At 63.1% G+C, this 19854-nt stretch carries 23 protein-coding genes and 1 other RNA gene; 19 read left to right on the top strand and 5 right to left on the bottom strand.

Translation table 11 applies throughout. The features are described 5' to 3' along the window. Positions 1–162 precede the first annotated feature (162 nt). On the top strand, positions 163–450 hold the full coding sequence (locus VE26_RS11540) for a DUF4164 family protein (RefSeq protein ID WP_046105430.1): 288 nt from the start codon (positions 163–165) through the stop codon (positions 448–450). 4 nt (positions 451–454) lie between these two features. After that, entirely contained in the window at positions 455–826 is a 372-nt protein-coding gene (locus VE26_RS11535; RefSeq protein ID WP_046105429.1) for a cell division protein ZapA, read from the top strand. Positions 827–864: 38 nt separating this feature from the next. On the opposite strand, the gene VE26_RS11530 is transcribed toward VE26_RS11535, so the two are convergent. Next, entirely contained in the window at positions 865–2472 is a 1608-nt protein-coding gene (locus VE26_RS11530) for a cation:proton antiporter (protein ID WP_046105428.1), read from the bottom strand. Between the two features lie 103 nt (positions 2473–2575). Between VE26_RS11530 and ssrS the strand changes: the two genes are divergently transcribed. The 5 genes from ssrS to VE26_RS11510 all read left to right on the top strand — a co-directional run bounded on the left by ssrS (position 2576) and on the right by VE26_RS11510 (position 6583). Next, a non-coding RNA gene (ssrS, locus tag VE26_RS17495) (6S RNA) lies at positions 2576–2734 on the top strand. Positions 2735–2756: 22 nt separating this feature from the next. Beyond that, entirely contained in the window at positions 2757–3344 is a 588-nt protein-coding gene (locus tag VE26_RS11525) for a 5-formyltetrahydrofolate cyclo-ligase (protein WP_046105427.1), read from the top strand. Next, positions 3341–4165, top strand: coding sequence for a TIGR00282 family metallophosphoesterase (locus VE26_RS11520; protein ID WP_046105426.1), 825 nt, complete (start codon positions 3341–3343; stop codon positions 4163–4165). Before VE26_RS11525 ends, VE26_RS11520 begins: the two co-directional genes overlap by 4 nt. Before the next feature lie 117 nt (positions 4166–4282). Continuing rightward, the gene (locus VE26_RS11515; protein WP_046105425.1) at positions 4283–5701 is read left to right on the top strand and encodes an alanine/glycine:cation symporter family protein; all 1419 of its coding nucleotides are present in this window, start codon (positions 4283–4285) and stop codon (positions 5699–5701) included. A gap of 138 nt (positions 5702–5839) precedes the next feature. Further along, complete coding sequence (locus tag VE26_RS11510; RefSeq protein WP_046105424.1) at positions 5840–6583, top strand: YebC/PmpR family DNA-binding transcriptional regulator; 744 nt, start codon at positions 5840–5842, stop codon at positions 6581–6583. A gap of 122 nt (positions 6584–6705) precedes the next feature. On the opposite strand, the gene VE26_RS11505 is transcribed toward VE26_RS11510, so the two are convergent. Beyond that, on the bottom strand, positions 6706–7449 hold the full coding sequence (locus VE26_RS11505; RefSeq protein ID WP_084620385.1) for a GGDEF domain-containing protein: 744 nt from the start codon (positions 7447–7449) through the stop codon (positions 6706–6708). A gap of 153 nt (positions 7450–7602) precedes the next feature. Between VE26_RS11505 and ruvC the strand changes: the two genes are divergently transcribed. The 12 genes from ruvC (at position 7603) to VE26_RS11445 (ending at position 16886) form a co-directional block, all read left to right on the top strand. Then, a complete protein-coding gene (ruvC, locus tag VE26_RS11500) occupies positions 7603–8109 on the top strand; it encodes a crossover junction endodeoxyribonuclease RuvC (protein WP_046105423.1) in 507 nt (168 codons plus the stop codon). Continuing rightward, positions 8106–8723 (top strand): Holliday junction branch migration protein RuvA, encoded by a 618-nt coding sequence (gene ruvA, locus VE26_RS11495; protein WP_046105422.1) that lies wholly within the window; start codon positions 8106–8108, stop codon positions 8721–8723. The genes ruvC and ruvA overlap by 4 nt, the downstream gene beginning before the upstream one ends. After that, positions 8720–9757 carry a Holliday junction branch migration DNA helicase RuvB gene (ruvB, locus tag VE26_RS11490; protein WP_046105421.1) on the top strand — a complete coding sequence of 346 codons (1038 nt, stop codon included), beginning with the start codon at positions 8720–8722 and terminating at the stop codon, positions 9755–9757. The genes ruvA and ruvB overlap by 4 nt, the downstream gene beginning before the upstream one ends. Next, positions 9754–10242, top strand: a complete 489-nt coding sequence (locus tag VE26_RS11485) for an NUDIX hydrolase (protein ID WP_046105420.1) — start codon at positions 9754–9756, stop codon at positions 10240–10242. Before ruvB ends, VE26_RS11485 begins: the two co-directional genes overlap by 4 nt. Then, complete coding sequence (gene ybgC, locus VE26_RS11480; RefSeq protein ID WP_046105419.1) at positions 10239–10649, top strand: tol-pal system-associated acyl-CoA thioesterase; 411 nt, start codon at positions 10239–10241, stop codon at positions 10647–10649. Before VE26_RS11485 ends, ybgC begins: the two co-directional genes overlap by 4 nt. Positions 10650–10846: 197 nt before the next feature. Continuing rightward, positions 10847–11548: a protein TolQ gene (tolQ, locus tag VE26_RS11475; protein WP_046106268.1), complete on the top strand. Its 702-nt coding sequence runs from the start codon at positions 10847–10849 to the stop codon at positions 11546–11548. Between the two features lies 1 nt (position 11549). Further along, positions 11550–11993 carry an ExbD/TolR family protein gene (locus VE26_RS11470; RefSeq protein ID WP_046105418.1) on the top strand — a complete coding sequence of 148 codons (444 nt, stop codon included), beginning with the start codon at positions 11550–11552 and terminating at the stop codon, positions 11991–11993. Between the two features lie 9 nt (positions 11994–12002). Further along, entirely contained in the window at positions 12003–13166 is a 1164-nt protein-coding gene (locus VE26_RS17175) for a cell envelope integrity TolA family protein (RefSeq protein ID WP_052715859.1), read from the top strand. 65 nt (positions 13167–13231) lie between these two features. Beyond that, positions 13232–14542, top strand: a complete 1311-nt coding sequence (gene tolB, locus VE26_RS11460; protein ID WP_046105417.1) for a Tol-Pal system beta propeller repeat protein TolB — start codon at positions 13232–13234, stop codon at positions 14540–14542. Between the two features lie 332 nt (positions 14543–14874). Then, positions 14875–15441, top strand: a complete 567-nt coding sequence (locus tag VE26_RS11455; protein WP_046105416.1) for a fasciclin domain-containing protein — start codon at positions 14875–14877, stop codon at positions 15439–15441. A gap of 217 nt (positions 15442–15658) precedes the next feature. After that, on the top strand, positions 15659–16093 hold the full coding sequence (gene msrB, locus VE26_RS11450) for a peptide-methionine (R)-S-oxide reductase MsrB (RefSeq protein ID WP_244465690.1): 435 nt from the start codon (positions 15659–15661) through the stop codon (positions 16091–16093). 88 nt (positions 16094–16181) lie between these two features. Beyond that, positions 16182–16886 carry a glutamine amidotransferase-related protein gene (locus VE26_RS11445; protein ID WP_046105414.1) on the top strand — a complete coding sequence of 235 codons (705 nt, stop codon included), beginning with the start codon at positions 16182–16184 and terminating at the stop codon, positions 16884–16886. Between the two features lie 6 nt (positions 16887–16892). Here VE26_RS11445 and yihA read toward each other — a convergent pair whose 3' ends face one another. From yihA to rnpA, 3 genes are all read right to left on the bottom strand, one after another. After that, entirely contained in the window at positions 16893–17537 is a 645-nt protein-coding gene (yihA, locus tag VE26_RS11440) for a ribosome biogenesis GTP-binding protein YihA/YsxC (RefSeq protein ID WP_046105413.1), read from the bottom strand. A 65-nt stretch (positions 17538–17602) separates the two neighbouring features. After that, positions 17603–19438, bottom strand: a complete 1836-nt coding sequence (yidC, locus tag VE26_RS11435; RefSeq protein WP_046105412.1) for a membrane protein insertase YidC — start codon at positions 19436–19438, stop codon at positions 17603–17605. After that, positions 19435–19842, bottom strand: a complete 408-nt coding sequence (gene rnpA / locus VE26_RS17490; RefSeq protein WP_084620382.1) for a ribonuclease P protein component — start codon at positions 19840–19842, stop codon at positions 19435–19437. The genes yidC and rnpA overlap by 4 nt, the downstream gene beginning before the upstream one ends. Positions 19843–19854 lie beyond the last annotated feature (12 nt).

The following is a 19854-nucleotide window of genomic DNA, read 5'->3' as shown; positions in this document are numbered from 1 at the left end:
GCATAACAGGTTCGGCTTTCCTGTCAATGTCACCCCACCGGTTTGGCGTTCGGTCCGATGCAGGATTTCCGGGGGTTTGCGAGCGGACATGGTTGCATTGGGGCGCAGGCTGGGGCAGGCTGTCGCAGCTGGAATCGATGCGTCTTGAGGACGATAGCGGTCATGAGTGAGACGGAACTTGAAGAGGGGCTGGTTGCTGCCTCTGCCCGCTTCGACCGCGCCCTGGCGCGGCTCGAGACCAGCACCCGCGAATTGTCGGGCCGCCTGTCGCGCCTGCAGCGCATCGAAGTGGATACCCAGCGCCTCGTGCATGAGCGGGCTCGCCTGGCCACCGAGCTCGACAAGACCTCGGCGCGGGCCAAAAGGCTCGACGATAGCGCCCACGAAGTGTCGCGACGCCTGGTCGAGGCCATGGAGACCGTCCGTTCGGTCCTGCAGAAGGCGGAGTAACGAAGTGCCGGAAGTCAATGTCGAGATCAATGGCCGCAAATATCGCATGGCCTGCGAAGAGGGCCAACAGCGGCACCTGATCGGGCTGGCCGATCGGTTCAATGGCCAGGTCGAAGCGCTCAAGGGCGCCGTCGGCGAGATCGGCGACAATCGCCTCACCGTCATGGCCGGCATCGCCGTACTGGACGAACTGAGCGAGGCCGAGCGCCGCATCGCTGCCCTCGAACAGGAAGTCGCAACGCTCACTCAGGCCGGCCAGGAAATTGCCGACGAGCTCGAACAGACCGAGTCGCAGTTTGCCCGCCGGCTGACGGCCGCAGCCAAGGCGCTGGACAGCGTGGCCGACAATCTGGACGATACCGCTCCCTTGCCCTGAGGAGCCACGCCGCGCCTCATCGGATGCCATGAGTCGCATCAACCTTCGGCGACGCTATCCATGAATGCCTGTTCGAGATCGAGCTTTTCGAGCATGTCGCGCACGATGGTGTCGTCGAGTTCGAAATTGTCGCGTGCCGTGACGAGGCGGGTGCGGCGGGTTTCGAGCAGCAGCTTTCCGATCGCCAAGGCTTCGTTCGTCGCCACGCCGGCGGGCTTTTCCATCTTCTGCTCGGCGCGGAAGCGCTGGCGCATGATGGTCACCAGCCGCGCCGATTCCGGGCCGGGATGGCTCTTCGCATAGGCGGCAAGGGCCTCGTCGGTGGCGATCCGCGTCAGTTCCTCGGCGTGAGCGCGCTGTGCTCTGACGAAATGGTCGTGGTCGGGGTCGTCGAGCTTCAGCCAGCCAATCAGCAATGGCAGGGTCAGTCCCTGCACGAGAAGGCTGGTAATGGTGACGAGAAAGGCGATGGAGACGATGGCCTCGCGTCCGGGAAAACCGGCGCCTCCCGCAATGATCAGCGGCGTGCCCGCTGCCGCCGCCAGCGTGACCACGCCGCGCATGCCGGTCCAGCCGAGGACGATATTTTCCTTCCAGCTCAGCGGCGGCTGGATGCGTCTTTGCCCCGCCACGCCTCGCCCCGACTGCGTGAGGCGGCGATGGCGCCAGCGCGCCAGGAGTGCCGAACCGAAAATCCAGGCATAGCGCGTTGCGACCATGGCAGCAAAGATCGCAGCGGTCGCCAGCGCCAGTTCGCCGGCATCGAAGCCGGCTTCGTTGGCGTCGGCGATCACGAAGCGCAATTGCAGGCCGATATAGGCAAAGACAAAGGTTTCGAGCAGCGTATCGACAGTGCGCCAGAAACTGGTTTCCTGCATGCGCTCCTTGTAGCCGGCCTGCACGCCGTGATGACCCATGGCGAAACCTGCCGCCACGACCGCGAGGACTCCCGAGGCATGCAATTCCTCCGCGCTGAGATAGGCCGCGAACGGGATGATCACCGAAAGCGCCGTGGTCAGCGAAGGGCTGGACAGCAGGTGCCGCGCCGCCTGGGCCAGATTGCCGATCAGCAGGCCGATGGCGATGCCCAGCCCGGCGGCATAAAGGAAATAGAGCGGGATGTTGTCGATAAAGGCATGCGTGCCCGAGGCGATGGCCACGAGCACCGCGAAGATGGTGAGGGCGGCGGCGTCGTTGATGAGGCTTTCGCCCTTGAGCACAGTCATCAGCCCCACCGGCAGACCGGCGCGGCGGCCGATGGAGATAGCGGCCACCGCATCGGGCGGGGCGACCACCACCCCCAGGATCAGGGCGGCGATGGGCAACAGGTCGGGCAGGACGCCCAGCGTCGCGCCGCCCACCACGAGGGTGGTGGCAAAGACCAGAAACACGCCCAGGTTGACGATCGAGCCCATGCGCCGGCGGAAATCGGCAAAGGAAAAGTCCCGCGCCGCCGAGAACAGCATAGGCGGCAATACGATGGTGAGGAGGAAGTGCGGGTCGAGCTCGAGCAGCGGAATGCCCGGAATGTAGGAAGCTGCAAGACCCACCATGACAACGACAAGCGCGGGCTGGAAGGCTCGCCGCTCGGCCAGGGCGCTCAGCACCAGGGCAAGTGTCACCACGATCAGGACATAGGCGAACATGGCGATCTACTCGACAAGGCGACCCTGTGGGTCAAAGGGTTGTGCAATCCGCTCATAAGTTGCGCCGGGCTCTTTGCATGGCAAGAGGGAAGTGCCTATATCTGGCGGGCTGCCCGGCGCGTGAGGACTTCACATATCCCCGGGGCCTTAATCGATCCTAAGGGAGCTGTCCCTGACCGGGCCCGTGGGCTCGGACATACGGCGCCCACCTACGTGAGTAGGTTCCCGGGATCGCATGTCCCACGGCCAGGGCGGCACCTGAATTCTGTTTGGCACGAGGGCGCATGGCGGACCTTTCCATCGAAGACGCCAAGGCCGGTTTGCGCAGGCAGGCCCATGCGGCGCGCGCGGCGCTGACGCAAAGCGAGCGCGAGGACGCCGCAGAGGCCGTCGCCGCAGCCTTCTTCGAGAACATCGCCTTTGCCCCCGAGGATGTGATTGCCGGCTATTGGCGCATCCGGGACGAGCTCGATTGCCAGCCTATCCTGATCCGGCTGATGGATGGCGGCCAGACCGTGCTGCTGCCGGTGGTGCAGGGGGAGGATGCCCCGCTCGACCTGCGGGTCTGGGAAGCAGACCAGCCCCTCTACGAAGCCGGTTTCGGCACGCTGGCGCCCTCCGATCTCGCACCCCGGGCAGAGCCCGATCTCGTGCTCGTGCCGCTTCTGGGCTTTGACAGCGCTGGTACCCGCCTCGGCTATGGCGGCGGTTATTACGACCGCACCCTGGCCACGCTCGCGCGCAAGCCGCTTCTGGTCGGGCTGGCCTTTGCCGCCCAGGAACTGGAGCAGGTCCCGCGCGCGCCCCATGACATGCCCCTCGATGCAGTGATCACCGAGCAAGGCGTGCGCTTTTTCGGGACATCTCAATGAGATTGCTGTTTCTGGGCGACGTGATGGGCCGCTCCGGCCGCGATGGCGTGACCGAGCGCCTGCCGGGCCTGATCGCCCAGCATCGGTTCGACTTCGTGGTGGTCAACGGCGAAAATGCCAGCCATGGCAAGGGGCTGATCGAGAGCCACTTCCAGGCATTGCGCGATGCCGGCGCCGATATCGTGACGCTTGGCGACCATGCCTTCGACCAGCGCGAGGCGCTGACCTATATCGAGCGCGAGCCTACCCTCATCCGCCCGATCAATTATCCCCCCGGCACGCCCGGGCGCGGCGCCATGATGGTAGAGGGACGCAACGGGCATCGCGTCCTCGTCGTCAATGCGCTGGGCCGGGTATTCATGCCGCCGATCGACGATCCGTTCCGGGCGGTGGAAGCGGCCATCGCCGATGCACCGCTCGGCGAGGTGGCCGATGCCGTCATCGTCGATTTCCACACCGAGGCGACGTCGGAAATCCAGGCCATGGGCCATTTCCTCGACGGCCGGGCGAGCCTGGTCGTGGGCACCCATACCCATTTGCCCACCGCCGATCATCGCGTGCTCAAAGGCGGTACCGCCTTCATGGCCGATGCCGGCATGTGCGGGGATTTCGACAGTATCATCGGCACCGATACCGACGAGCCGCTCAATCGCTTCCTCACCGGCATTCCCAATGGCCGCTTCAGCCCCGCCGAGGGCGAGGCGACCTTGTGCGGGGTGGCCGTCGAGACCGATCCGCGCACCGGCCTTGCCCTCTACGTGGCCCCGCTGCGCCTCGGCGGGGTCCTGGCCCAGGCCATGCCGGATTTTCCGACGCGCTGATTTTCCGCTTGCTGGCCTGACCGATCTGGGGTCCGATCGCGATGCGGCATCGGCGGCCCTCGTGACCGCTTCGTGCCAACCCGATCCGTTCATCAATCGCCGAGGCGAGAGGGCCCCATGCTCGATCCGATCATCAATTTTCTCAACGAGATCTTCTGGGGCTATGTGCTCATCTATGGCCTTCTGGCCGTCGGCCTGTTCTTCACCATCCGGCTGGGATTCATCCAGTTCGTGCAGTTCGGCGAGATGTTCCGCGCCGTCATCGGCTCCAAGAAAAACGACAGCGCCGGCATCACCCCGTTCCAGGCGCTGTGCACCTCGCTGGCCTCGCGCGTGGGCACCGGCAATCTGGCAGGGGTGGCCGTCGCGCTCTATCTGGGCGGGCCCGGCGCCATCTTCTGGATGTGGATGGTTGCTCTGGTCGGCATGGCCACGGCCTATTCGGAATCGACCCTTGCCCAGCTCTACAAGACGCGCAACGAGAACGGTGAATATCGCGGCGGGCCGGCCTTCTATATCGCGCGTGGACTGGGTGCGCCCTGGGCCGGCGCGGTGTTTTCCGTCTGCCTGATCCTGGCCTTCGGCCTCGTCTTCAACGCGGTGCAGGCCAATTCCATCGCCGATGCCTTTCAGGGCGCGTTCGGCGTCGACAAGCTCTGGGTCGGGCTCGCGCTGGCTGCACTCACGGGCATCGTCATCTTCGGGGGCATTCGCCAGATCGCCCGGGTGGCCGAGATCATCGTGCCCTTCATGGCGGTGGTCTATCTGCTTGTCGCGCTCTATGTCGTCGTCATCAATATCGGCGAGGTGCCGGGCATGCTTGGCCATATCGTGCAGAGCGCCTTCGGGCTCGATGCGGCGGGCGGCGGCATTGCCGGTGCGCTGCTGAACGGGGTCAAGCGCGGTCTGTTTTCCAACGAAGCCGGCATGGGCTCCGCCCCCAATATCGCCGCGGTCGCGACCCCCGATCCGCACCATCCCTCTTCGCAGGGCTTCGTTCAGGCCCTGGGCGTCTTCATCGACACCATCCTGATCTGCACCGCCACCGCGTTGATGATCCTTCTGTCCGGGGTCATGGTGCCGGGCAGCGAATTGACCGGAACCCCGCTGACGCAGGCGGCGATGAGCGTCCATATCGGGGGCGCCGGCCAGTATTTCATCGCCATCGCGATCCTGTTCTTCGCCTTCACCTCGATCATCGGCAATTACTCGTACGCCGAGAACGCCATGGTCTTCCTGCGCCTGGGCAATCGCACCGGCCTGGCGGTGCTGCGCGTGGGGGTCCTGGCCATGGTGGTCTGGGGCGCGTTCGAGAGCGTGGCGACCGTCTTCAACGCGGCCGACGCCTCCATGGGCCTGATGGCCAGCGTCAACCTGATCGCCATCGTGCTGCTTTCGGGCACGGTGGTGAAGCTGACGCGCGACTACCGGGCCCAGCGCAAGGCGGGCAAGGAACCGCTGTTCCATGCCGCCGACTATCCCGAACTTTCCGGCAAGATCGACCAGTCGATCTGGAACAGGCACGATCCGGGTTGATCGCTTGGGGCACGGGGCGAGCCTTGCTCCCGTACCCCGCCCCGGCGGGCGGGGGAGGCCGCCACAGCTTCACAAGCTGCCCTTCTCCCCCTATAAGGCCCCACCATATCCAGAATTCACTAATATCGGAGTGCGCGAATGGCCGGCCATTCACACGCCAAGAACATCATGCACCGCAAGGGCAAGTCGGACGCGATCCGTTCGAAGATCTTCTCCAAGCTCGCCCGCGAAATCACCGTGGCGGCCAAGATGGGCCAGCCCGATCCCGCCTTCAATCCGCGTTTGCGCCTCGCCATCACCAATGCGCGCTCCCAGTCCATGCCCAAGGACAATATCGAGCGGGCCGTGAAGAAGGCCTCGGGCGGCGATGCAGAGAACTATGACGAGATCCGCTACGAGGGCTATGGCCCCGGTGGCGTGGCGGTCATCGTCGAGGCTCTGACCGACAACCGCAACCGCACCGCCTCCAATGTGCGCTCCTATTTCTCCAAGAATGGCGGCGCCCTGGGTGAAACCGGTTCGGTCGGCTTCATGTTCGACCGCGTCGGCGAAATCACCTATCCGGCCAGCGCCGGTACCGAGGACAAGGTGATGGAAGCGGCCATCGAAGCGGGCGCCGACGACGTCGAAAGCGACGAAGACGGCCATTACATCTATACCTCTTTCGAGAGCATGGCCGAAGTCGCCTCCGCGCTCGAAGCGGTGCTGGGCGAAGCGGAATCGGTCAAGGCGATCTGGAAGCCGCAGAACTCGACTCCCATCGACGCCGAAAAAGGCGCGACGCTGATGAAGCTGATCAACACGCTCGAAGAAGACGACGACGTCCAGAATGTCTATTCGAACTTCGACATGAGCGATGAAGACGCGGCCAAGCTGGCCTGATCGCGGCCTTCTGCCGGAAAAAACGACGCAAGGCGGTCCCAACGGGCCGCCTTTTTTGTATCCGCGACGGTTTGGAGAGCGCGGCTCACCCGCACAGCCGGGGTCTCCGGCCAGGGTGTGGTCTAGGCCGCCTCGATGAGGCTGACGCGGTCCCGGCCGGCAGCCTTGGCCTCATAGAGCTGCATATCGGCAAGCCGATAAAGCGCGCGAAAATCGCTTTTGCCGCGAACGATGGTGCCACCGATGCTGATCGAGAGCGGGCAGCCCACCCCGTCGGTAACGAAGGCCAGGCGCGCTACGGCCGCCCGCAAGCGCTCGGCAATGCGGGCAAGGTCCGCCGGGCTTATGGAGGTAAGGAAAATGCCGAATTCCTCGCCACCCAGCCGCCCCACCAGCGCGCGATCGCCCATCGTCTCCCGCAGGGTCCCCGCGATCAATCGCAGCGCATCGTCGCCCCGGTCATGGCCATGATTATCGTTGATGGATTTGAAATGGTCGACGTCCACGACCAGCAGGGCGGCGCTCAACGTCGTGGTTTCGAGGATCCTGGTGACCTTGTGGGTAAAGGCGCCGCGATTGAGGCAGGAGGTCATCCAGTCATAGGTGGCCAGCGTCTGCAATTGCTCATTGGCCACGCGCAATTGCTCGTTGCGGAAGGTGAAGAGGGCAATGGAGGGGCCGCCCAAAAGGATCGGCATTACGATCGAGACCATCAGGCCCTGGATATTGATGCCTTGTGAAAACGTCTCCATGATCACATTGGTGACGATGATCGACATGATGACGGCAATGGCGGTGAGCAGGCTCGTGATGCGGTAGACCCGCATCCATGCCCGTCGGCCGAGCGTCGTGCGCGCTCCATGCATTCTCGATAATTCCCCCGCGTCCAGGAGCAAGCCTAGAGGCGCGTGATGAATAGAGCGTTCCGCAATTGGGTAAATTTTGGGATACTGAGCGTTGTTTCTGCTTTGTTCACTTTGGCCTTGGTAGGTTGCGGCGGGACGGATAGAGGTAGGGCCATGACACAGGCGGTACGAATCATCGGGATCGATCCGGGGCTGCGGCGCTGCGGCTGGGGCATTATCGAAGCCCTGGACAACCGGCTGCGCTTTGTGGCCGGAGGCACGCTGACCCCGCCCGTGGACGGGCCCTTGTCCGATCGTCTGGCGGCCTTGGCCGAGGGGCTCAATGGGGTGCTCGATGCCCATCGCCCGGATGAGGCCGCCGTCGAAGAAACCTTCGTCAATGCCGGGGTTCGGTCGGCACTGATCCTGGGCCAGGCCCGGGGGGTGGTGCTGGTCACCCCGGCCCTGCGCGGCCTGCCGGTGGCCGAATATGCGGCCAATCTGGTCAAGAAATCTGTGGTGGGCACCGGCCACGCAGCCAAGGACCAGGTGGGTTTGATGGTTCGCACGCTCTTGCCGGGTGCGCAGGTCAAGGGCGCCGATGCGGCTGACGCGCTGGCCATCGCCATCTGCCATGCCCACCATCGCATTTCCGCCCGTCGTATGGGAGTTCCGGCATGATCGGCAAGCTCAAGGGCCTCGTGGATTCCTTTGGGGATGACTGGGTTCTGATCGATTGCGGCGGCGTCTGCTACCAGGTGTTCTGTTCCTCGCGCACGTTGCAAAGCCTGCCTCGCGTCGGGGAAGCCGCCGTGGTGTTCATCGAAACCATCGTGCGCGAAGACCTGATCCGCCTTTATGGCTTTTCCGGCGAAGCGGAAAAGAGCTGGTTCACTCTTCTGACCAGCGTGCAGGGCGTCGGTTCGCGCGTGGCGCTGGCCATTCTCTCGGTCATGTCGCCGGCTGAATTGTCGAGCGCAGTGGCGCTTCAGGATAAGGCGATGATCGGCCGGGCCAATGGCGTCGGGCCGAAACTGGCGCTGAGGGTTGTGACCGAGCTCAAGGGCAAGGTGCCGGCGATCGGCGCGGTCGATGCGGGCACGCTCGGCCTCCAGGCCGCGCTGGGCGACGGTGTCGCGGCCGGCAATGTGGCCGATGCGGTTTCCGCACTCACTAATCTGGGCTATTCCAGCGCTCAGGCCTCGGCCGCGGTGGCGCGGGTCGTGGCGCGCGAAGGCGACGATACGGCCACTGAAAAACTCATCCGCCTGGGCCTGAGGGAATTGAGCGCTTGACCGACCTGACTTCCGCTTCCGCCGGCCGTGACGACAATCTCGATGTGTCGCTGCGTCCATCCGGCTTTTCGGACTTCGTGGGCCAGGCTGCAGCGCGGGCCAATCTGGAGGTCTTCATCCAGGCAGCCCGACAGCGCGGCTCGGCGCTGGACCATGTGCTGTTCGTCGGCCCGCCCGGCCTGGGCAAGACCACCCTGGCCCAGATCATCGCCAAGGAACTGGGCGTCGGCTTTCGTGCCACGTCCGGCCCGGTCATTGCCAAGGCGGGTGATCTTGCGGCGCTGCTCACCAATCTCGAAGAGCGCGACGTGCTCTTCATCGATGAAATCCACCGCCTCAACCCGGCCATCGAGGAAGTGCTCTATCCGGCAATGGAGGATTTTCAGCTTGATCTGATCATCGGCGAGGGGCCCGCGGCCCGCTCCGTGCGCATCGATCTGGCCAAGTTCACTCTTGTGGGCGCCACGACCCGTGCGGGCCTTCTGACTACGCCGCTGCGCGACCGCTTTGGCATTCCGGTGCGGCTCAATTTCTACACGCCCGAGGAACTGGTGCAGATCGTGACGCGCGGTGCAAGGCTCCTGGGCATGCCGATGGCGCCCGATGGCGCCATGGAAATCGCCCGGCGGTCGCGTGGCACGCCGCGCATTGCTGGCCGGCTTTTGCGCCGGGTCATCGACTTCGCCATGGTCGATGGTGCCTCCGAGGTCAATCGCGCCGTGGCCGACAAGGCGCTGATCCGGCTCGATGTCGATGCGCGCGGGCTCGACCAGCTCGACCGGCGCTATCTCACCACCATCGCCGATTTCTACAATGGCGGTCCGGTGGGCATCGAGACCATCGCCGCTGCCCTCAGCGAGCCGCGGGACGCGATCGAGGAAATCGTCGAGCCCTATCTCTTGCAGCAGGGCTTCATCCAGCGCACGCCGCGTGGTCGCATGCTCACCGCCATCGCCTTCCAGCATATGGGCAAAAGCGTGCCGCAGGGCTTTGTCGGCATTCAGTCGAGCCTGTTCGAAGAGGGCGAAGAATGAGCCGCCACGTCATCAGCTTTCCCATCGAGGGGCAGCGCTTCAACTACCGCGTGGCCGGTATCGTCATTGTCGACGATCATGTGCTGGTCTGCCGCGAGGATGACGACAACTATACCATGCTGCCCGGCGGCCGGGTCGAGCTGGGCGAGCGGAGCCGTCTGAGCCTGGCGCGGGAAATCGAGGAGGAACTGGCCATGCCCGCCAGCGTGGGTCGCCTGATCGCCACGTCCGAAAGTTTCTACCGGCGCGAGGATCAGGACTTCCACGAGCTGGGCTTTTTCTACACGGTCGAACTTGTCGGGCAGGGGCCCAACGGGCAGTCGCCGTGGCTCGTCCGGCAGGACGAGGGACATGATCTCTCCTTCCACTGGGTGCCGCTGGCCGGGTCGGCGCTCGAGGATGTCAACCTGCTCCCGGCCTGGCTGCCGGATTTCCTGCGCAACATCCCCGACGCGCCCACCCACATCGTCGGCGACACCAGATGAGCGCCCATCGTTTCCCCGTCCGGATCTATTACGAAGACACCGATTTTTCCGGCAATGTCTATCACGCGGCCTATCTCAAGTTCTTCGAACGGGCCCGCACCGAATTCCTGCGCGACGCCGGCATCCATCATTCCGAACTTGCCAGGGACGGCATCGCTTTTGCGGTCCGATCGATGAATATCGACTTCGTCGCCCCGGCCCATATCGACGATATGCTGACCGTCCTCACCGAGCCGCTCGATGCCAGCGGCGCCCGCCTCACCTTGCGGCAGACAATTCTGCGTGAGGAGGTTCTGCTGACCAAGGCTGAGCTGGTCGTGGTTTCCATCAAGACCAGCGGCGGCCCGGCTCGCCTTCCCTTGGCCATAAGGGATCTGGTGCGACACTCAACGCTAACAGTCTGCTAGCGAAGTCCCCGTTTCGGATTCGGTTTGTTAACTCTTTGGTGACCATAAAGGGCACAAAGGGAGATTTGCATCGTGCCGGCCGGTCAACGGCCCGGAATACGGGGCATTTCTCTTAATTTTGACAGATTTGGTCCCCATCGCACCGACGCTGGGGCCACGCATGTAAGCCGGGCCGAGAAGGAATTTTCATGGAAGCCATGGATGCAGTAGGAGCCGCCGCTCCCCATACCGATCTGTCCATCTGGGGCCTGTTTATGATGGCCGACATCGTCGTTAAGTCGGTGATGATCGGGCTGCTCGTCGCATCGGTCTGGTGCTGGGCGATCATCATCGACAAGACGATCAGCTATCGCCGCATGAAGGCGGAGATGAACCGCTTCGAGCGCACGTTCTGGTCCGGCCAGTCGCTGGAAGAGCTTTATCAGCAACAATCGGAAAAGCCATCGGGCGGCCTGGGATCGGTCTTCGTGGCCGCCATGAAGGAATGGAAGCGGAGCCACGAGCAGAACGCCGCGAGCTTTGTGGGCATGCAGCAACGCCTCGACAAGGTGCTCGACGTCGCCATCGCCCGGGAAAGCGAGTTCCTCGAAAAGCGCCTGGGCTTCCTTGCCACGGTGGGCTCGGCAGGTCCGTTTATCGGGCTTTTCGGCACGGTCTGGGGCATCATGAATGCCTTCACCAACATAGCGGCGTCCTCCGACACCAATCTTGCCGTGGTCGCCGGGCCGATCGCCGAAGCCCTGTTCGCGACCGCCATCGGCCTCGTGGCCGCTATTCCAGCGGTTATCGCCTACAACAAGCTCTCTTCCGACGCGAGCAAGATGATCGGCCGGCTCGAAGGCTTCGCGGACGAATTCTCCACCATCCTGTCTCGTCAGCTCGAAGCGCGGAGCCGCTGACATGGGCATGGGTGGTGCAGCGGGCGGAGGAGGCGGTGGCGGTCGTCGCGGCCGTCGACGCAAAAAATCGGGCGTCATAAGCGAAATCAACATCACGCCCATGGTGGACGTCATGCTGGTTCTGCTCATCATCATGATGGTGGCAGCGCCGATGATGACGGCCGGGGTCAGTGTCGACCTGCCGCGCACGGCGGCGGGCGAAATGCCAAGCCAGACGCGGCCGATCACCGTTGCCGTCACGCCCGAAGGCGCGATTTTCGTGGACGAGAATCCGGTGTCGGAAGCCCAGCTGCTGACCAGCGTGTCCGAACTGGCGACCCCCGAGGATCGTATTTTCCTGCGCGGCGACACCACCGCCAATTACGGTACGGTCATGCGCGTCATGGGCATGCTTTCCGCCGCCGGGTATTCCAAGATCGGGCTCGTCACCGAGCGCGAGAGATAGGCCGGGCTGATGCGTACGGGCCTGACGGTTTCGATCTCCGCACACGTTCTGCTGCTGGTTCTGGGTCTGATCAATCTTGGATCGACCGAGCCGCTGCAGACGAGCGTGCAATCCATTTCTGTCGACCTCGTGCCCATCGAGGAATATTCCAATATCCGCATGGGCCAGCTCGACAGCGATGTCGTCGAGACCAATACGCCCTCGGTGGTCGACACGGATACGCCTGCGGAACTGGCCCAGCCTACGGGCAATACGCAAGAGAACCAGGTCACCCCGTCGCCTGCGGATGTCCCCACACCGGCCCCGGTGACGCAAACGGCACCGGCCCCCGAACAGCAACCCGAGCCTGAGCCCGAGCCGACCCCGGAACCAGAGCCTGAACCCGCCCCCGCACCGGAACCCGAGCCGGCGCCGGAGCCCGAGCCTACGCCGGCCCCCACGCCGACACCGATCGCTCCGACCCTGCCCCAGACCCGGCCGGCCGATCTCGTGCCGACACCCGCCCCTGCGCCAGAACCGGAACCTGCGCCGGCCCCGGAACCGGAGCCGACACCCGAGCCGACCCCCGAGCCCACACCGGCCCCGACCCCCGAGCCGGCGGCGGCGCCGCAGGTCAATGTCGCTCTGCCGACAGCGCGTCCAACCGACCTCGCTCAGGTTCGCGAGCAGGCTTTGGCCGCCGAAAGGCGTCGTCGAGAGGAAGCCGAACGCCAGCGTCAGGCGGCGGCTGCTGCGCAACAGACGCGGCCGACGCCGCCGTCGACCGCGCCAAGCGATACGGCTGCCGATCAGATCAACAATATCATCAACAATGCACCCACGACCGGGGGCACGACGGGGCAGGGGGGATCGACCACCCTGGGCGACACTACCGGCACGTCGGCGCGCCTCAGCCAGACCGCGATCGATGGATTGGTGGCGCGGATCAAGAATTGCTGGAACCTCTTGCCCAGCGATTTCAACAGCGGCCTCAACGTGACCCTGCGCGTATCGATGAACCCCGATGGCAGCGTCAACGGCACGCCGCAGGTTGTTTCCGCCGATTCCTCGCCCGCGGGACAGGGCATTGCCCGTGCCGCCCAGCGCGCGGTGATGCAGTGCGGCCCTTATTCGATGCTTTCCGCTGACGCCTATGACCAATGGCGCCAGATCGAAGTGGAACTTAGACCCTGACCTTGAATTTGCCTGTTTGGTGGCCAAGAAACGGCCCGAACGGCGAAACTGGAGACCGAACCGAGATGACTCTTGTGAACCGGCGCACTGCGTTGAAACTGGGACTGGCCGGCAGTGCGCTGCTGGCAACCGCTCCCATGACCCTGGCGCAATTGCGGATCGTGGTGGAGGGCGCCAATTTCCAGCCTCTGCCCATCGCCATTCCCGACTTCGCCTCGTCCGATCCCACTTTTGGGCGGGAAATTGCCGATATCGTGCGCAACAATCTGCGGCGCTCTGGGCTGTTCCTGCCACTTGATCCGGCATCGCTTCCGGTGCGCGTCGGCGATGTGAACGCCACGCCGGACTTCAATGTGTGGCGTACGGCCAATGTCGATGGCGTTGTCATGGGCTCGGTCGAGCGCGGTGGGCAGATTTCCGCTTCGGTGCGCGTCTGGGACACCCAACAGGCCGCGCAAGTGGTCGGCAATAGCTACGCGACCGATCCCAGTTCGGCCCGCCGGATTGCGCACATGGTGTCGGACGCCATTTATTCGCAGCTTTCCGGCGGCTCGGGCTATTTCGACACCCAGGTTATCTATGTGGCCGAAAGCGGCCCCAAGGCGAACCGGACACGGCGACTGGCAATCATGGATCAGGACGGTGCCAATGCGCGCTACCTGACGGATGGCGCCAATATGGCGCTGACTCCCCGCTTTTCTCCGGGTGGCGACCTCGTCACCTATATGAATTTTGCCGACGGCAATCCTCAGGTCTATCTGCTGCAGCTTTCTACTGGTCGTCAGCAGCGCCTGGCAGCGGTTGGCGCCATGACCTTCGCCCCGCGTTTCTCTCCCGATGGCGGCACTGTCGCTTTCTCGGTCGAGCAGGGCGGGGCGACCAATATCTATGCCGTATCGACCAATGGCGGTCAGCCCATGCAGCTGACATCGGGCGCTGCGATCGACACCGGGCCATCCTATTCCTCCGATGGCAGCCGGATCGTGTTCGAAAGCGATCGGGGTGGGTCTCCGCAGATCTATATGATGGGTGCCGGCGGCGGGAACGCCCAGCGGATCAGCTATGGCCAGGGCAGCTATTCTACGCCTGTCTGGTCGCCCACAGGGGACCTGATCGCATTCACCCGCCAGTCCGGCGGCCAGTTTCATATCGGCATCATGAACCCGGATGGATCAGGCGAACGACTGCTGTACTCGGGCTATCATGCAGAGGGCCCGAGCTGGGCGCCAAATGGCCGCGTGATCATGTTCTTCCAAGATCCGGGTGGCAATGACGGCCCGCGTTTGATGAGCGTGGACATCTGGGGACGCAGCGTGCAGACGATCGGCACCGAGACCTATGCATCCGATCCGTCATGGTCGGGTCTGCGGACCTGATTTCATCTGACAGATGCTTTCCTTCACCCCGGCCTCGTCCGGGGTGTTTTTTTTCAGGAACTGCTTCGCTGACGTGGAACTCCCTTCTCGAAAGCGACTTCTTACGTCCTGGTTTCCAGATCGGATCACTGCATCTTTTTGTCGCCACAATCGGTGTTCGCAGAGGTCTCGCGCGGGTTAAGTCATTGGTATATATTGTTAAAATATTTTTTTTGATCTCTTTTTCGTCTTGGTGATCCGAAAAAAGGCCAACCAAACCAGTTTTCGATCCAGCGCGTAATTGCTGTATCCCGCTCTGAACGGGACGAGAATTCAACAGGAAGGAAATTCCAATGACTATTTCTCTTCGCGCACTTTCCGTCGCCGCTGTGCTCGCCTTTGGTTCGATGTCCGGCGCTGCCGTCATCGCTCAGGATGCTCCCATGGTGGGCGGCGCTGCCATGCCCGCAACCAACAACATCATCGAAAATGCCGTGAACTCTGCCGACCACACTACGCTGGTCGCTGCCGTTCAGGCCGCTGACCTGGTCGAGACCCTGTCCGGCCCGGGCCCCTTCACCGTCTTCGCGCCCGTCAACGCTGCCTTTGACGCGCTTCCGGCCGGTACTGTCGACACGCTGCTGCTGCCCGAAAACAAGGACCAGCTCACTGGCGTCCTGACATATCACGTGATTGCTGGTGACATTCACTCGGCCGATCTGGTTCAGATGATCAACGACAATGGCGGCGAGTACAAGGCCGCGACCGTCCAGGGCGGCGAGCTGACCTTCAGCCTCGACGGCGATGCAGTCAAGATCACCGACGCTACCGGCGGCGTTGCCACCGTGACGATCGCTGACGTCGACCAGTCCAACGGCGTCATCCACGTCATCGACAAGGTCCTGCTGCCCTCTTCGTAAGCAGCACTTTTCCGAGGGTCGCAGCTTATCGTTGCACCGAGCGATCCTCACTACGACGTGACCCCATAGACGGTCCCTTGCACTTGTGGTCACGTCGCCTTCCCCAGCGCCGTCCGGTTCTCCCTCCCCGGACGGCGCCGGGTCCTCGTCCAAAGGATAAGGTCCCACCATCATGTACCGTCGCACCCTCATGTTCTCCGCCGCCGCAGCTGGCCTTATGGCAGCCCTTGGCTTTAATCGCCCACAGGCGACAGAAGGCGATTTTCCTTTTACCCTCACAGATGCTGAATGGCAGGCGCGGCTGGAGCCAGCGGCTTACCAGGTGCTGCGTCATGAGGACACGGAACGCCCCTTTACCTCTCCCCTCAATGACGAAAAGCGCCCCGGCATGTTTCATTGTGCAGGGTGCGAAGTTGCCCTGTTCGATGCCGCCACCAAATATGACAGCGGAACGGGGTGGCCGAGTTTCTGGGATTTTGTCCCCGGGGCGATCGGCACCAAGGTCGATACTGCGCTGTTCATGACGCGCATCGAAGTGCATTGCGCCAATTGTGGGGGCCATCAGGGGCACGTATTCGAAGACGGCCCGCAGCCGACCGGTCTGCGCTACTGCATCAATGGTGTCGCTCTTCGTTTCGCTCCGGCTGCCTAGGCCGGTTCGTCGACAGGCAGGCATGCATTGGCAGGCGGTTGCCTGCGTCTAATGTCCTCCGCTAGAAGCTATGCGGAGGTAATCGCCCATGAAGATCACCATCATCGAAGTAGGCCGCGTTCCTGACGCCCTACGCGACCGGTTCGTCCCCTACAGCGATATGTTTCCGCTGATTTTCGAGGGGGATGGCCATAGCTTCACCCACGACGTCGTGAGCGTTGTCAGTGGGCAGCAATTACCCGATCCGACGACCCTGGAAGGTATTGTGATCACCGGCTCATCCGCAGGCGTCTATGAGGATCACGGGTGGCTCGAGCCTCTGCGCACGTTCATTCGCGAAGCTTACGCGGCGCGTGTCCCTATGCTCGGCATTTGCTTTGGTCATCAAATCATGGCCGACGCGCTGGGCGGGCAGGTGCGCAAATCGGAAAAGGGTTGGGGCCTCGGGCGACATACCTATCGTGTCGTCGAGCGCCCCGATTTCATGGTGGATGCACCCCAGACATTGTCCATCGCGTGCTCGCATCAGGATCAGGTGATCGAGCCGCCTGCCGAGGCGGAGGTGATTCTCGCGTCTGACTTCACGCCCAATGCCGGCCTTGCCTATAAATCCGGGCGTGCGCTCAGCTTCCAGCCGCATCCGGAATTTGCCGATGCTTACAGCCTGGCCTTGGCAGAGCTGCGGCGCGGTATTGCCGCCGATGACGTAGTGGAAAAGGCGTTGTCCTCCTTCGACACCAAATCCGACAGCGCCCTCGTCAATTCCTATATAAGGCGGTTCTTCGCCGGCTGAGACGGTTCAGCTCTCGAGCAGAAGCGCGATCTCCGTACGCAATTGCGTTAGGCCAGTCCCTTTCTCACTCGAGGTCTGAATGACGTCGGGATGGGCAGCCGGGCGCTTGGCAATGGTGGCTATGGTGCGAGCGATATTGGTCTCGAGATCCTTGGCGGATGGCTTGTCCACCTTGGTCAGGACAACCTGATAACTGACCGCAGCGCGGTCCAGCTCGTTCATGACGCTGATGTCATTGTCCTTGGGACCATGGCGGCTATCCACCAGTACATAGACGCGGCGCAAGGTGGAGCGGCCGGTCAGATATTGATGGATGAGGTGCGTCCAGGCCTTCACCTTCGGCTCGGGTGCCTTGGCGTAGCCGTAGCCGGGCATGTCGACGATGCGCAGGCTCTCGCTCTGGCTTTCAAAGATATTGAGTTCCTGGGTGCGTCCCGGCGTGTTTGACGTCCGCGCCAGGCCCGACGTACCGCACAGGGCGTTGATCAGGCTGGATTTGCCGACATTGGACCGCCCTGCAAAGGCGATCTCGATCCGGTCCATGGGGGGCAGGTCCGCAATGCGCACGCAGCCCTTCACGAAAACGAAGGGCCGCGCAAAGAGCAAGCGGCCGCGTTCGATGATGTCGGGTGAATAATCCGGCTGGCTCATGTCCTACCCCATAAAGTTGAGGCCCGCCGGGGTGAGCGGCGGGCCCTGAATTTCGCGTATCCGGCTCAGCTCTTGCTGGCGTCGCCCGCTGGCTTGGGCTTGCGGCGGAAGCTGCTGACGATGTTGCCGAACAGGTTCACCTCGACGCCATGGCGCTTCATGATGAACCATTGCTGGGCGATCGAGAGCGTGTTGTTCCATGCCCAGTAGATCACCAGACCCGCCGGGAAAGTGCCCAGCATGAAGGTGAAGATCACCGGCATCCAGTTGAAGATCATCGCCTGGGTCGGATCCGGCGGCGGCGGGTTGAGACGCATCTGGACCCACATCGTGATGCCCATGATGACCGGCCAAATGCCCAGATGCAGGAACGAACCGATGATCGGAACCGCCATCGGGTTCCATGGGATCAGGCCGAACAGGGTGAAGATATTGGTCGGATCGGGCGCGGCCAGATCCTGGATCCATCCGAAGAAGGGCGCATGGCGCATTTCGAGGGAGATGAAGATGACGGTGTAGAGTGCGAAGAACACCGGGATCTGGATAAGGATGGGCCAGCAACCGGAGAGCGGGTTGATCTTCTCCTTGCGGTAGAGCTCCATCATGGCCTGCTGCTGGGCCGGACGGTCGTCCTTGAGCCGCTCCTGAATTGCCTTCATTTCCGGCTGTACGCGACGCATCGCGGCCATGGAGGCATAGGATCGATTGGCCAGGGGGAAGAAAATCGCCTTGACGATGACGGTCACCGCCAAAACGGCCAGGCCGAAATTGCCCAGGATGCCGTAGAGCGTGACCAGCAGCCAGTGCATGGGCTTGGTCAGGAAATGGAACCAGCCCCAGTCAATCAGCAGTTCGAGCCGATCGAAACCATATTGTTCCTGATAGGCGCTGATGACGCGGTCTTCCTTGGCGCCTGCAAAAACATAGGCTTCATGGCTGACCGAACCGCCGGCCGGGACGATGACCGGCTGGGTTTCGACGTAATTGGACTGATAGACGTGAGTGCCCGCAGGAGCGCTGTAGCCGAAGCGCGCATTGATGGCCGTGCCGGCCTTGGGCAGAACAGCGGTTGCCCAGTATTTGTCGGCCATACCAAGCCAGCCGGTGGTCGAGGCGAAATCGACCTGCCGTTCGTTCTGGAGGTCATGATATTTGCGGGCGACGTAATTGTTTGAGCCGAGGACGCCAATCGGACCCTCGTGCTGGATGAAGAAATTCTGTACCCGCGGATCGCCGTGACGCACGACACGCGCATAGGGGAACAGCGCGATATCGCCGGAGCCGCTGTTTTCCACGGTCTGAGTGACGGTGAACATATAGAAGTCATCGACCGCAAAGGTGCGGCGGAAAACAAGGCCCTGACCATTGTCATAGCGCAGTGTCACGGGCGTATCGGCCGTCAGAGTGCCGGCGTCACCCTCGAGCGTCCAGACCGTATTGCTGTCGGGCAGGGCGACTGTGGAGCCAGCGGCGGCCACCCAGCCCTGTTCGATGAAATAGGCATCAGGAAGTCCTGCAGGCTTAAGCAGGGCAATAATGGGCGAGTCAGGCTCTACGGTCTCGCGATATTGCTTGAGTTCGAGATCGTCGATCCGCGCGCCGGTCAGGTTGATCGAGCCTTCCAGGTCGAGCGTCGAAATCTCGACGCGGTCACTGGCGGCAATTGCCGTCTCGCGGTCGGCAAAAGTCTGCGGGCCGGTTGTGGCAGGGGCGGCGGCCCCGTCCTCCGTTCCGGCCTGCGGCACGGCCAACTGCTCGGTTTCGGCCTGCTGGGCCGCGCGCAACTCGGCCTGTCGCTGGGCCTGTTCGAGCTGCGGGCCGGCAACGAAAAACTGCCAGCCAAACAGCACGAGCATGCTGAGCACGACGGCCAGGATCACATTGCGATTGTCAGAATTCATGGTCTTGAGTTCCGTTGGCCGTGGCCGGGACTTTTGCGTTTGTCTTGCGCGTTCTGGTCGTGCACGCGGGCGATGAGGCCGCCGAGATCTGCGACCATTCTGGCGAAGGGCTGGCTCAGGGCCTCCCGTCGCGCCAGAAGGACATAGTCATGTCCGGGCTGAAAGTCACGCGCACAAGCTGCCGCAGCCGCCCGAAGACGCCGTTTCATGCGATTGCGCTCGGGCGAGTTGCCGACTTTCTTGGTGACGGTGAAGCCGATTCCGGGCTCGGGTTCCGCGGAGGGAGCAGCCTGCAGCCCAAACGCAGAGCGCCCGGCGCGATTGCCCCGGGCGGCTCTCAAAAATTGCGAGCGCCGCTTGAGGCGGCGCAATGTCGCTTGAGGCTTGGAAGGATCGGCCGTCATCCGGCCCGCAAT

Origin of the sequence: Devosia chinhatensis, from assembly GCF_000969445.1 — a bacterium.
Lineage (GTDB): Bacteria > Pseudomonadota > Alphaproteobacteria > Rhizobiales > Devosiaceae > Devosia > Devosia chinhatensis.
This window is presented reverse-complemented; position numbering and strand designations above follow the sequence as displayed.